Source organism: Membranihabitans marinus, assembly GCF_021729155.1.
GTDB lineage: Bacteria > Bacteroidota > Bacteroidia > Chitinophagales > Saprospiraceae > Membranihabitans > Membranihabitans marinus.
The window spans coordinates 106296-121301 of record NZ_JAJQYA010000007.1; the positions used below are offsets into that span (position 1 = coordinate 106296).

The following is a 15006-nucleotide window of genomic DNA, read 5'->3' on the forward strand; positions in this document are numbered from 1 at the left end:
CAGCCTTGATCTATGCTTTATGAAGGTGAATTCTTGCTTATTTTTTCAGTGTTATTTGGGTTGATATGGAGGTCATGGTGGTTGGGCTGATCCACAACTATAGCCTATGCTTTAGCAATTGTTAAAATGCAAATAGTGCTGGTCATTGTTAGGTCAATTTTAATTGGATAAAGAAATTTTAAAAAAAATCTTAGCCTTTGACAAATAGACTGATTTATGTAAATATGTCATGAAGGATGCCACATTTAATTTTCAATCATCTCTTTTGTGTAGTGCAAGATGGTGAATAAATTTGATATTTTGGAAAATAAGGGAATATAAATTGTGTTGTATATGGAAGCCTAATACAATTGTTTTACTTTTTGCCAAATGTTGTGTGCTACGTCGGCAGGTGGTAAATGGCCAGGAGTAATAAAAATATTTTCATGGTCTTTTTCTTTTTCAAATGCAGTAAAATAAGCATCTCGAACCAATTGGAGATTGGCTTCATTTTCGTATAGTTCGGTTTGATCTCGTCCTTTTTGGATGCGTTCCATGCTGATTTTGGGCTCAATATCTACGAAAATATTAATATCGGGACGAAGGATGGCGGCACTTTGGGCATTGGCATTGATGACCCAATCCATGGAGACATGAGCCCCTTGGTAGGCATAGGATGAAAAGTAATATCGATCGCTTATGACGGTTATGCCTTGATTCAATTGGCGGACGATGCCGTCTTCTTCGTTGAGCAAGTGATGTAGGCGATCAGCGACAAAAAGTCCTGCGATGGTTCTTGTATCGGCATTCATTTTACGGGTAAAGACATCTCTAATGATTTGGCCGATTCTCGAGTAGGTAGGTTCACAGGTGACTTCTACTCGATGGCCCTGCTCTTTCAGTTGTTGAGCTAATAATTGTACTTGAGTACTTTTTCCGCTACCGTCGATTCCCTCAAAGACGATAAAATTTCCTTTCTTCTTGTCCATGGTCAAAGATATATTTTTTAAAAAAAGTTGCATGGATCGGTATTGAATTTTTATAAACAACATTAATTTTTATCCAACCTTAGTTTAGCTATTTTATATAAAATGTAATTCGTATAACTTCAAATTCTTTAAAATCTTCACTGATATTATATAGCGTATGTGGTATTAAATGGTGTAGGCCAGATTCTAGATTGAGAGGTTGGTCATTCGGTCATGATTATCACAGGATGAGGTTTGGGATTGGAATGAGAATTTGTTTAGGAAGCTGAGTTTGGTATAAGGCATTGATAATATACATGGAGGGAATAGATGGTTTTGATAAAGATGATGTTATTGGAGAAGAACTGTCGTTAATAAGTATCCGTCCTCTTGATGGTAATGGGGCTGAATCAGTTGTTTGAAAACGTACTAATAAATTAGAATGTATGGTTGATAGTTTTTTAGAATACAAAAATGTAAAAGAGTGATTATGTTATAATGAAGGTACTTAATGCAAATAAATTATACTATTTTTCATTCATGAAGCATTTTTTTCAATTCGTTATTTATTGGGTATTAACCTTGCAATGTTATGGTCAAGTTGATCAGCTAAATTGTGCTGAAGTTCGGGTAGTCTCTGGTCTGCCGACATTATATGTCAATGGTGAGGCAAAGCCAGCATTTGCCTATATGTCCTATTTGGGGAAGTCTCAATATTATAAAACTTTTACTGAGTCCGGTGTCAATATATTTAATGTACCTGCCTACCTAGGGGATCAAGGGATTAATTCGACATCAGGTATTGGTATTTTTAGGCCTGCGATCTGGGTAGGGGAGAGGGAACTGGATTTGACTAGGTTGATGGCGGATATCGGAGAAATATTGGAAGTTAATCCTCAAGCCATGATCGTTGTCCGGATTCACTTGGATCCTCCGCGTTGGTGGGAGAAAAACAATATAAATGAATTGTGTAAACTGGAAGATGGTTCTCCATATCGCATTAGTTTTTCATCAGAGAAATGGAGAATTGAGGCAGGGGAAATGTTGGGTTTAATGGTGGATCAGTTGTTAGAATCACCATTTAAATCTTCGATTATTGGCATTCATGTGGCCGGTGGAATGACAGAGGAATGGTTTTATCATTATAAGCGATGGTTTTATGATGAAAGCGAGGTGAGGGTAAATGGTTTTAGAGGTTGGTTAGCTCGGAAGTACAAAAATGACGATGGTTTATTTCAAACCGCATGGGATAAAGATGATTTGGCGATAAGTCAAGCCATGCCGATGGACATAAGTGGTAAAGATGGAGGCAAAGGATGGCGGGATGGAAAACGGGATATGGCCTTTTTTGACACCTTTGATTATCAAGCAGAACTCATGGCTGATAACATAGCCTATTTTGCGAAAATTGTAAAACAAGTAAGTGAAGGTTGTTTGTTGACCGGTGCCTTTTACGGTTATCATTATTTTGTCACCGATCCTCGACGAGGGCACGGGGCTCTGGCCAAATTATTGTCCTGTCCTGATTTAGATTATTTATCTAGCCCCAATGATTATCATCGCAAAGTAGGGGAGGATTGGCCAGCGATGGCAGCTATAAAATCCATTCAATTACACGGAAAACTCTGGATGGCAGAAAATGATACGAGGACTTATCTGACAACGCTATTAAAGGATGAGTCTGAAGGCATTGACCCGGGAGGAGATTGGTATACTGGTGGTGTTTGGCTAGGTCCAGAGAGCGAGAAGATATCACATGGATTATTGTTGAAGAACTTAGGTAGGATGTTGGCCTATGGATATGGTGGTTGGTGGTTTGATATGTGGGGTGGTTGGTTTAGTGATGAAGTGATGCAGTCCATTGTTCAGATAGGTGTCGACCACGGTTTGGAAGATGAAGATGAAAATGAGTATAGATTTATGCCAGAAGTTGCCGTAGTAGTCGATGAACGATTGTCTTTTTGGGATAAGAGTTATGGTGGATTAAGTCGTACAATTGTTCAAAATAAATATGATTTAGGGAAGGTGACTGCGCCTTACGATTTATATCTGAGGACTGATATGGATAAAATAGATACTGGTCAATACAAGGTTATTTGGTTGATGGGGGTATTGGATGTCAATACCGAGGAGGCAAAATGGATGAAAGACCAGAAGTCTTCAATGATCCTGCATACTCATAAAATGGGAACGAGGCTTTATAATCATTCCCAGGAAGAAGAATATGACAATAAATTTCAATGGTCGGCAGAGGAACTTACCTCCTTGTGGTCTAAGGCTGGAGTTTCATTATTTGGTCAGACTGGTGATGTGGTCTATATAGGTCGAGGTTATGGTTGCATTCATTCCGCAGAAGGCGGGTGGCGACAGTTGAAATTTCCCAGAGATGTTGTATTGACCGATTTAATGGAACAAAAAGTTTTTAAAACAATAGAGAGTTCTATATCCATTTTTTTGGAGCCTGGTCAGACGAAATTATTTGGGATAAGGCTAGAATAATGTGTAGGGATTTATACCCTATACATTTTGGTTATTTCACCACAATGAACACAAAGGATTGCACTGAGGATACAAAAAATGGTGGCTGCTGGTAGTTTCTAAACGTTTTGCTGGCAGTAGAGCCGTTCTACTAGCGCGGTTCGGAATGGATAATCAAGATTGATTTGGCGGACTTTTTGCTTTATTCGGCTTCTACCTATAAGAAATCTTTTAGTCTAATAGATATCTTCTGACTTTGTAATATCTAAACTACCCTCCTGCGACCCCTTCAATGGAGGTGACCGAATGAAGCTCACGACCGAATATAGTACATTATCGAACATAATACGTAGTATCATTGACCGTAAATCGGTCAATGGTGAGATAACCACAGCTACCATGCTGTGGGTGGGTGAGGAAAGGTCGTAAATCAACCTTTGATGATGATGACTGAATGAAGTTGTCCTGAGGACAACCCAATCCAGTAAATGTGGATTGGATGAAGGAGCCAAGGGTTCCATCCCTTGGGTGTGAACGAATGAAGTACACGACTGAATAAAGTTGCTCAAAGAGCAACCAGATGAACTAAATATGACCGAGCGAAGTGCGAAGCACCGAAGGTCGTAAATCGACCTACGGGAGGGAACCGGAGCCACTGGCTCCGGCGTAGTATCATTAAAATTTCATAGTAATCTTTACTGCGCTGTGACGACACTGCATTTAAATTGACAAGTTTAAGTACTTGTCACAGTAATAATATAATTGTCTTGAAGGAATCGAGACCACTGTGCCGAGGCCTGACTTCCCCATGACCATCTACTTTTTTTTATTTGTCCCAATAGTATAAGTTATAAGATAAAATTACTTGAAATAGGGTTAAGGATAAATAATTGTTTAATTCTGCGATTTTTGCACTTTAATTTTTTATTAATAAAATATTATGCTTTTGTATTTTCAATTAATGCCATTCTACACATCTGGTTTCCTTAATTGGTCTATGAATTTACCTGACTTACCATCATCAATAGATTTGTAATCTGCTGAAATTCACGGCATATATAGCTTCCAATGTAAAGAAATTGTGAATTTTAATATTGTGTTCTATTTTTCTTGTTTTTTAATAATATGTAATTGGTATTTGAGATTTAAGTAACTATAATTGTGTGTATTTCGTATGTTTTAAAATTTATTTAATTTTTTTCAAATATTGACTACGTGTATTTCATGTTATTTGTGTCATTATTGTAAACCAAACATTAAATGGTTATAAAAAAAAAGGGAAAAATGTTAGCAGAGTCTATAGGAAGTAAGGCAGAATATAAACGTTTGCAGATATCTGATGATAAAACGAGTGAGGAAGTGGGGGGTGTGCTGAAGACTGATAATGAACTGTTTTTGAAAGAGGCCTTTCAAAAGGATGAATGGTTAGGCTGTTCTCTGCTTTTTGAGCATTATTATGCCCCCTTATGTAGTCATGCTATTAGATATGTGTATTCGAGGGAATATGCAGAGGATATAGTAGCCGAAGTTTTTAAAGAGTTTTGGCAGAAAAAGCACTTTGAAAATATAACGATCTCTTTTCGCACTTATCTGTATAGAGCGGTTAGAAATCGATCATTGAATCACAGCAGAAGAGAATTTAAGCAATCAGTAGTCGATGAGCAAGATTTGACCATTCCTTCTTCTGCATTGAGACCAGATGAAATGATGATGTACGATCAACTCTATCAGAAAATTCAATCCGGTATTGATGGTTTACCTCCAAAGTGCAGAAAAATATTTTTAATGAGTCGTTTCGAAGGTAAAAAACTAAAAGAAATTGCTGCTCTGCAAAATATCTCTATAAGGACAGTTGAGACACACATCAGTAAAGCCTTGTCCATATTAAGAGAGGTAGTAAAAGATAATTCTCAAGATTAACACCGGCTTTAAGCAAATAAAATACCCATAGATTCTCAGAAATTAGAGCATGAATACAAAAATCCATAAACAACTATTATTTCAATATTTTTCGGGGAACACCACTCCCCTGGAAAATGCACGGATTGAATCTTGGTTGGGTGTAGAAGGAAATGAAGAAATTTTTTACCGTTATCTAGACGATTGGGAAAGAGAATATCCTCAATATGTACCCAACAAAGCTGTAGTGTTTTCAAAGTTTGAGAATCAATTATATGTTAAGGATACTGAAGGTTTGACAAAGCAACCGAAGGCTATAAGATTACTTCTGAAAAGATGGTGGGCATTGGCCGCTTGTGTGGTCTTTATGATGATGGGCATATATCTGTCTTCGGATTGGATATTGTACAAGAATTACTCCACAGAATACGGAGAAACTATGACTTTGATGCTGGATGACAAAAGCCAAGTAGTTCTCAATGCCAATAGTGAACTTAGAGTACCTCGTTGGATTAATTTGGCCGATGAAAGAGAAGTGTGGATGGATGGGGAAGCTTTTTTCAAAGTAAGTAAAAAAGCAAATAAGCGCAAATTTTTCGTCAGAACCCCTGATTTAACGGTAGAAGTACTTGGAACCAAGTTTAATGTGAGTTCAAGACATAAAGTAACCAAAGTTGTATTGCAAGAGGGCAAGGTGAAAGTGAAATCTAATTCCATAAATGGAGAACATGCCCTTTTGGAAGAAAATGGTGATTATGCGGAAGTAGATAATAAGGTTGGAAAAATTGTAACAAAAAAAGTAGATGAATCCCTGTACACCACGTGGCAATTGAAACGACTAAAATTCGAAAATTCTGAATTGAAGTCCGTCATGCAATCCATAGAGGATTATTATGGTGTTCAGCTCAATACTAGTGATACTAATGTGGTGGTTAGAAAATTTTCAGGAACCTTGCCCAACGATGATTTGGAGGCAATCCTAAAAGCTCTATCCAATATATATAATACTGATTTTACTGTAGTGAAGTAAATAGGATTCACTTCAGTAAAATAATGAGTATAAATAATAGATGCAGTGTTTGTGCTGTAAATGATTAACAGTGAAAAGATTATGTGCAGTTTATGTTGAGCTGTAAATAAGTAATAGTGAATATATAATATAATACAATCGAATATGAAATTATTTTACATTGTCATATTTGTTATCATTAATTTCCTGCCACTAAGGGCACAAGGAGATTTGGTAATGAATACATATTCCAGTAAACTCTTCAACCAAGACAATCAGAAGTTGGAGTCTTTACAAGGAGTATTGGTGAAAATTGAGAAAAAATTCAGTGTCTTTTTTAATTACGACCCTGAAACCATTGCGGAAAAATCAGTAGATGAAGTCCAATGGAAAATTTCTAACAGTTTGGAAGGTACCTTAACCAATGTGTTGAAGCCATTGAATTTAAGGTATCAAAAATTGGGAGATAAGTATTATGCCATTTATTCGGCAAAGGCTGTCCCAAAGAGTATAAAGGCCTTGGAGGAATCGCCCATGCCAAAGCAAATTAAATCCGAAGAATTTCAGCGGAAGTCAAGCAAAGTGATTGAGCCGCTATTGCCTTCTCTTGGCAATCGTATTGACGTCATTCGCAAAATAGCCAGTACCATTACGGGAAAGGTCGTCGATCAATCTGGTGAACCGTTGATCGGTGTCAATGTATTGGTGAAAGGGATGAATAAAGGAACGGCCACCGATTTTGACGGAATGTTTACCCTGACAGAAGTAGAAGACGATGCCGTCCTATTGATCTCATATATTGGGTATCAATCCATAGAGATTCCGCTCAATGGGAGAAAAGAACTGACGATTACGCTATCAGAAGATACAGAAACCTTAGAAGAGGTAGTCATAGTGGGGTATAGTACACAGAAAAAGGAAAGTGTAATAGGTTCCATTGTACAAGCATCTGAAAAAGACTTAAAACGGACTGGTAATGTTACTGATCTATCGCAGGCCTTGACTGGGCAATTGCCTGGTGTAGTGACCTTGACTAGTTCTGGTGAGCCCGGTGGTGTAGCTGGTGGAGAAAGTGCTACCAATATATTTATCCGCGGACAGAGTACTTGGAATGGAGGTCAGCCATTGGTTTTGGTCGATGGTGTTGAAAGAAGTATGAACAACATCGATGTCAATGAAGTAGCCAGTATCTCCGTGTTGAAGGATGCATCGGCTACTGCCGTATTCGGAGTAAAAGGTGCCAATGGGGTGATCCTTATTACTACTAAGCGAGGGGTTGAAGGAAAAACAAAATTGAGTTTTAATTATACTACGACGGGTAAAACCCTATCCAAACAACCCGATAAATTGGATTCTTATGCCGCTATGATGGCCAAAAATGAGATCATCGAGAGGGAAGGTGTTTTGAATGAGCCTTCGTGGAATGCTTATGTACCTTACGATATTGTAACTAGGTATCAAGCTCCTCAATCTCCAGAATACGCTGAAATTTATCCTAATGTAGATTGGGAAAAAGAAATGTTTAAAGATTTGGGTCTTTCTCATCGAGCTACATTGAGTGCTAGAGGGGGGAGTGATATGGTAAAATATTTTGGATCATTGGCCTATCTCAATGAAGGAGATATGTTTCGCGATGTGGACAATGGTAAGGGATATGAGCCCAATTACAATTTTAATAGATTCAACTTTCGTAGTAACGTCGATGTCAATCTAACCAAAACCACTAAATTAAAGTTAAACCTTTCTGGTTATTATAGTTTAAAGAATACCAATTACAATAATGAGGGCTCTACAGGTAGAGCCGATCAATGGATGTGGGCGGCTACTTACTTTTTGCCACCCAATTTATTTCATCCTATTTATGACGATGGGCGTTGGGGCGCTTATCAAGAAGGAGGTAATTCTACGGTAAATCCACTAGCAGTGGTTTACAATATAGGGATTCGTCAAACCAGAACGACTCAATTGAATTCTGATTTTACTCTCGAACAAAACCTAGATGCCATCACTAAGGGATTGAGTGTATCTACATCCTTATTTTATGACAATAGCATTAGATCGGAAGGAGGTATCTGGGATACTCAAAACAGTATTCGACCTGCAGAGGCGAGAACCAATGTAGCCTTTAAACAAATATACCCATTGCAATATGAAGGACCAGACCAAGATCCCAGTGAGTACACCTTGTATTTGCCTATTGGTGATGAAGAGTACGACTGGATTCTCAGGCCGTGGACGGTTAGACAAGAAAATATTTCAGCAGCCAACTGGTCGTCAAATATTCCCATTTCACGCCGGTTGATGTATCGATTTCAAATGAATTATCAACGCCGATTTAATGTTCACAATGTTTCGGCTATGGGTGTGTTTCAGCGTGAAGAAAATGCATATGGGAGTGAGTTTAAACACTTTAGAGAAGATTGGGTGTTTAGAGCAACCTATGATTATGATGGAAAATACTTATTCGAAGCCAATGGTGCGTATAATGGGTCGGAAAAATTTGGACCGAATTACCGATATGATTTTTTCCCATCTGTTGGTTTGGGTTGGTATGTATCCAATGAAAATTTCTTTAAAATTGATTGGATAGAAAGATTGAAATTTAGATATAGTCTCGGTAAAGTTGGTGATGACAATGTCAGTGGAAGTCGCTGGTTGTATGCCTCGCAATTGGGCTATGGAGGTAGAGCTCGTCTCAATAATTCATCTTCAGGGTATAGTCCATATTACTTCTATAAAGAAGCAGTGGTCGGTAATCCGAATATCCATTGGGAAAGTGCTGTTAAGTCCAATTTTGGAGTTGAACTGGGTCTACTCAATGACATGATTTCAGTAAATTTTGATTATTTCAATGAGGATCGAACCGACATTTTGATGTCCGGAGGGAGTAGAAATGTTCCACCTTTCTTTGGAGCTACTCCACCAAGTGCCAACTTAGGTCGAGTGAAATCCAAAGGTTACGAATTGGAATTGGGATATAATAAACAATTGGGTAAATCCCTAAGTGTATGGGGTAATCTTGCCTTAACTCACAATGAGAATACGGTAATAGCCAGAGATGATGCCCCATTGCAATACGAATATTTGAAGTCGGCTGGTTATACTATAGGCCAACACAAATTGTTGTTGAAAGCTGATTTTTATAACAATTGGGATGAAGTTTTTGCCAGTGTTCCTACAGAGACCAATGATTTACAAAAATTGCCAGGTTATTACAATCTTATCGATTTTAATGCCGATGGTATAATTAAAAGAAGTGAAGATACTCCACCAGTGGGATATTCAGGGATTCCTCAGAATTCTGCTAATTTATCACTTGGGGCTGATTTCAAAGGATGGAGTGTAATGTTACAATTTTACGGAACCAATAATGCCAATCGCTATATAGCCTTTAATAATTATCAGAGCAACGTAGATGTTGTTTTTGGCCATGCAGCAGATTATTGGTCAAAGGACAATCAAGATGCCTCTTCATTCTTGCCGCGATGGCAAACACAGGCAGAAAACATAGGGGACTATTTCTTATACGATGCCTCTTATCTTAGATTGAGAACAGCAGAATTGTCCTATACTTTTGACGATCTTCCATGGGCGAAAAAAGCCAATGTGTCTAATTTTAGACTCTTTCTCAATGGAACCAATCTTCTGTTTTGGTCTAAACTACCCGACGATAGAGAGGGTACCTACTCTTCAGGTGGAGGTAGTGCAACACAAGGAGCCTATCCTACAGTTAAACGAATTAATGTTGGTGTAGAAATATCATTATAAAAAAGAATTAAAATGAAAAAATTAACGATCAATACTATCTTGATATTTGTCCTGGCTATGATGTCTATGTCTTGTGAAGAATATTTAGACCAATCACCAGAAGCTGATATTCAAGAAAAAGATGCCTTTGGCGATTTTACGAGTTTTCAGGGCTTTATTGAAGAAATGTATGCTTGTATTGTCGATCCCAATAAAGGTGGGGCGTGGAATAAGTATTTATTTGCCGATGAGACTTTAAATAATTATCCCTATGCTTTTGACAATGGAAATTACTGGGGAAATGAAGCTTATTTTTACGGTCAATCCGTCAATACTTCGGACAACAACTCTAGAACGAAGAGAATTTGGGAATATGCCTGGTACGGGATTCGAAAAGCCAATTTGGCTCTAGAGAAAATAGACGAAGAGGGCTTGTTTGAAGGAACAGAAGAGGAAAAAAATCATATCAAAGGTCAGGCTTTGTTTTTTAGAGGCTGGTTTTATTTTGAATTATCGCGATTTTGGGGCGGAATGCCTTATATCGACCGGGTCTTGGATCCCACAGAAGAATTGACTACAGAGGAATTCGCTCGTCTTAATTTCCAAGAGACGGCCAAGAGAATGGCTGCAGATTTTAGAGCAGCTGCCGATATACTGCCCAATCACTGGGATTTATCTGGACCAGGTCAGCGAACACAGGGACATAATAGAGAGCGTATCAATAAATTCCACGCTCTGGGATACTTGGGTAAGGCTTTGTTGTACGCCGGAAGTCCGATGATCAATGAGGAAGCCACTGGACGAAATGAATTCGATGGTGCATTGTGCAGTCAGGCTGCTGATGCTTTTGGTGAATTGTTGAAGTTAGCCGATGAAACTGGGATTTATCAATTGCAGTCTTGGGATTCGTGGACGGATTGTTTCTGGAGATGGAATAACCAACGACCTGGTGGTACAGAATGCATTATGATGCCCACTATATTCAATAGAAGTCGGGTGAGATGGTCAACTGTAGGAGCTACCGTTCCTTCCTCATTTGCACTGAATAGTGGTTCTAATGCCGATGTACCGACACATAATTTTACGAAAAATTATGCCATGGCCAATGGTTTGAGCATAGACGATCCCGCTTCGGGCTATGATCCCAATGATCCATGGGCCAACAGAGAACCTCGATTTTATAAAGACATTACAGTAGATGGAGATCAGATTCACAATTCATCGGGGCCTGATAAATATGCTGAATTGTTCATTGGAGGTCGTCACCGATCACAGATTAATCCTCCTAGTGTCACCGGTTATTACGGAAAGCGATACTCGCCTATAGGACCAGATTTTACGACATCTAGAGCCAATGGTTTACAAGCTTATGTTCCTTATTTGAGGTTGGCCGATATATATTTAATGTATGCCGAAGCCGTTGCTTTTAGCAATAATGGTAGTCCACAAAGTTCTTCTTCTAATTATGATATGACGGCTGAAGAAGCTTTAAATGTAGTTAGAAACAGAGCCCAATTGCCCAATATTGATTCAAAATATACAGTGAATAGCGATGTGTTCTTTGAAGAAATTGTTCGAGAACGAGCCGTAGAGTTGGCTTTTGAAGGAGCTAGATTTTGTGATCTAAGAAGATGGAATCGAAATGGAGACCCTCGATATATAGATAAAACAGCCCTTGATTTTGATAGAGGTGCTGATGGCAAACCTATTAATATGGTAGAAAGAGTGGTTGTCACTAGAGCGGTAGAGAAAAAACACAATTGGCTGCCCATTCAAGTAAAGTTTACAACATTATATGAAGGATTTCCGCAAAATCCAGGATGGTAGAACTATTTCAAAGAATCAAAATTGAAGATAAATGAGAATTAAATTATACACCATACTTACTTTTCTGACAGTCATTCTGTTGGGATTGCCCCATGGAATATGGGCTCAACAGGCGGAGGAAAATTCAACTGTATTAGAATCCTATGTCAGAGATGAGAATGGCAATGGAATAAAGAATGCTGAAATATTTAGTAATTCAGCTTATAGTCTATCTGATGGACAAGGTAAATTTTCCATAGAAGTGTCGCCTGGCGCACAGGTTATTATAAAGGCAGATGGTTATGAAAAAATAACCCTCAGCATGGATGAAGCCATGGAGCAAGATTTTATTGAAGTGGTCAAAGTCTATCCTTTATACAGTACTGAGGAAAAGGTTCAACTCGCTTTTAGAAAAGTAGCTAAAGGGGATGTGGTAAGTGCAGTATCTACTGCCAATCCAGCTGCTATCAATGCAGTAGACAATAACATTTGGGCCAATAATGTATTGAGTGGTCGAACCCTAGGTATGTTGGGAGGCAATAGCATTAGAGGAATTGGTATCGGTATCAATACCGCCGATATTACGGGGAGTGGTTTGTTTTCGGGTAATGCATTATTCGTCGTCGATGGACTGCCCCGAGATATTCAATCATTGAGATTGACAGAGATCGAAAGCATAACCGTATTAAAAGATGTCAATTCAGCGATTCTTTACGGAAGTGCTGGGGTCAATGGTGTTATTCTACTGACTACCAAAAGAGGCGAGGCTTATAAGCAAACAACTAATTTTACAGTGAATTCTGGGATTTCTTCTCCAAGAGCGATGCCCAATTATTTGAATTCTGCCGACTATATGACCTATTATGATATCGCTAGACAAAACGATGGACTGCCAGAGCAATTTGGATCAGAAACCATTGAAAATTTCCGATCCGGTAATCCGTATAGATATCCAGATGTAGATTATTATTCAGATGAGTATTTGAAATCTTCTAAATCGTTTTTTGATGTTGTCGGTGAATTTTCTGGTGGCAATGAAAACGCTCGTTATTATACCAATTTGGGATGGAATTCTAGTGGTAGTCTATTGGATTTTGGAGAAGGGGCCAATGCGAGAAACAACGCATTTAATGTAAGGGGGAATGTAGATCTCAAGGTCAATGATTTTATTAAGACTTCCATCGATGGTAATGCTATATTTGTCAATAACAAAGGGCCTCGTGGCAATTATTGGAGTAGTGCTAGCTCAATTCGACCACATGAATACAGTCCATTGTTCGACATCAACGACATAGATCCCGACAATGAATTGCTACTCGGTAGAAAGAATGATATTAACGGTCAATATTTATTGGGTGGAAATTCAAATTATATAAGCACGCCTTTTGGTGATGGCTATTCTGGTGGGGAATTGGAAGCAGTAGAGCGAAAGTTTTCATTTAATAATCGTATCGATATTGATTTGGCCAGATTATTAGATGGATTGTCTGCTCATACCAATATAAGTTTCGATTATTACACGAGATTCAATCAGACGATAGCCAATCAATATTCTGTATATGAAGCGATTTGGAGTGACACCGATGATTCGATAGTAGATCTAAGACAACACGGTGTAGATGCCAGACCAGGTACTCAAGTAGTCGGAAATTCATTTTTTCGCAGAAGAATTGGATTCTATGGTTTGCTGAGTTACGACAAAAAATTTGACGATAGACATCACTTTACCGGATCATTATTGGGATTTGGAAGTGATTTTAAAGAGCAAGGTGATTTTCAAGGTGTAAAACAAGCGCATTTAGGTCTTCAAGCCGGATATACTTTGGACGGTAAATACATGTTCGATTTTAGTGCGGCATATGTCAATTCTGTTAAGTTGCCAGAAGGCAATCGATTGGGCTTTTCTCCTTCATTGGGTTTGGCTTGGATGATTAGTAAAGAAGACTTTCTTGCTTCTGTACAAAGCATCGATTATTTGAAATTAAGATTATCGGCAGGGACTATTAATTCTGATCTTCCTATCGGCGGGTTTTTCTATTATGACAATCGCTACGGTGGTTCCGGAAGTTACAATTGGTATGAGGGGATTAGAAATAGAGGAGGTGTACGCTCCAACTGGAGTAGTAATCCCAATCTCGGTTTTGCCAAGAGAAATGAAGTCAACTTCGGTGTAGAGGGGATGTTCTTTAATAAGCTTATCGGTGTGGAGGCCAATGTATTTTACGATTTGTATAATGACTTGATTGCAAGACCGGTAACAAAGTATCCCAGTTTTTATACTGATTTTATACCCTATGAGAACTTCGGTGCGGACAAATATCAGGGGCTTGAATTGGGCTTAAGTATTAATAAATCAATAGGGGATTGGAATTTTATCATTGGTACCAATTTATTATATGTTACCTCTGAGAGGACTAAGGTCGATGAGGTGTATAACAATGATTATCAATACAGACAAGGACAGCCCAGAGATGCTACCTTCGGTCTTGAGGCATTGGGCTTGTTTCAGAGTCAACAAGATATCGACAATAGTCCTATACAATCTTTTGGTTCTGTACAGCCAGGTGATATCAAATACAAAGATCAAAACAATGATGGTATCATTGATGCCAATGACGAGGTCTATTTGCGCCGATGGCAATCTCCGTTTTCTGGAGGTGTGACTTTACAAGTTTCGTTTAAAAACCTTTCGCTTTTTGTCCTAGGAGAAGGCGGAAGTGGTGCTAAAAACTTTAGAGAAGGCAATTACTTTTGGATTGATGGCAATAAGAAATATTCAGATGTTGTGCTAAATAGTTGGACTCCAGAAACTGCAGCTACTGCAGATTATCCTCGATTGAGTACGCAAACCAGTAGCAATAACTTCCGAAGATCTAGTTATTGGCTATACGACAATGATTATTTTTCTATTCGAACTATCCAGTTGACCTATGATCTGCCGATATCTTTAATTCAGTCTATGAGAATGCAAGGGATTAAGATATTTGTCGATGCTACGGATATGATTCAATTTGCTAAAAATAAAGAGATTAGAGAAATAAGAGTCGGAGCAGAACCCTATTATCGAACATTTTCAGTTGGCTTAAAGGCTGATTTTTAAAATAGTAAAAGCAAAAAATT

7 protein-coding genes are annotated in these 15006 nt (G+C 38.3%); 6 read left to right on the plus strand and 1 reads right to left on the minus strand.

All coding sequences use genetic code 11. The features are described from left to right. Positions 1 to 341: 341 nt before the first annotated feature. Positions 342 to 968 (minus strand): dTMP kinase, encoded by a 627-nt coding sequence (tmk, locus tag LVD51_RS06720; protein ID WP_236970438.1) that lies wholly within the window; start codon positions 966 to 968, stop codon positions 342 to 344. 519 nt (positions 969 to 1487) lie between these two features. On the opposite strand from tmk, the gene LVD51_RS06725 reads away from it, so the two are divergent. From LVD51_RS06725 to LVD51_RS06750, 6 genes are all read left to right on the plus strand, one after another. After that, on the plus strand, positions 1488 to 3446 hold the full coding sequence (locus tag LVD51_RS06725) for an alpha-amylase family protein (protein WP_236970439.1): 1959 nt from the start codon (positions 1488 to 1490) through the stop codon (positions 3444 to 3446). A 1239-nt stretch (positions 3447 to 4685) separates the two neighbouring features. Next, on the plus strand, positions 4686 to 5345 hold the full coding sequence (locus LVD51_RS06730; protein ID WP_236970440.1) for an RNA polymerase sigma-70 factor: 660 nt from the start codon (positions 4686 to 4688) through the stop codon (positions 5343 to 5345). A 49-nt stretch (positions 5346 to 5394) separates the two neighbouring features. After that, the gene (locus tag LVD51_RS06735) at positions 5395 to 6354 is read left to right on the plus strand and encodes a FecR family protein (protein WP_236970441.1); all 960 of its coding nucleotides are present in this window, start codon (positions 5395 to 5397) and stop codon (positions 6352 to 6354) included. A gap of 144 nt (positions 6355 to 6498) precedes the next feature. Continuing rightward, positions 6499 to 10101 carry a SusC/RagA family TonB-linked outer membrane protein gene (locus tag LVD51_RS06740; protein ID WP_236970442.1) on the plus strand — a complete coding sequence of 1201 codons (3603 nt, stop codon included), beginning with the start codon at positions 6499 to 6501 and terminating at the stop codon, positions 10099 to 10101. Positions 10102 to 10113: 12 nt separating this feature from the next. Beyond that, a complete protein-coding gene (locus tag LVD51_RS06745; protein ID WP_236970443.1) occupies positions 10114 to 11907 on the plus strand; it encodes a RagB/SusD family nutrient uptake outer membrane protein in 1794 nt (597 codons plus the stop codon). A 31-nt stretch (positions 11908 to 11938) separates the two neighbouring features. Continuing rightward, entirely contained in the window at positions 11939 to 14986 is a 3048-nt protein-coding gene (locus tag LVD51_RS06750; RefSeq protein WP_236970444.1) for a SusC/RagA family TonB-linked outer membrane protein, read from the plus strand. The last annotated feature ends 20 nt before the right edge of the window (positions 14987 to 15006 follow it).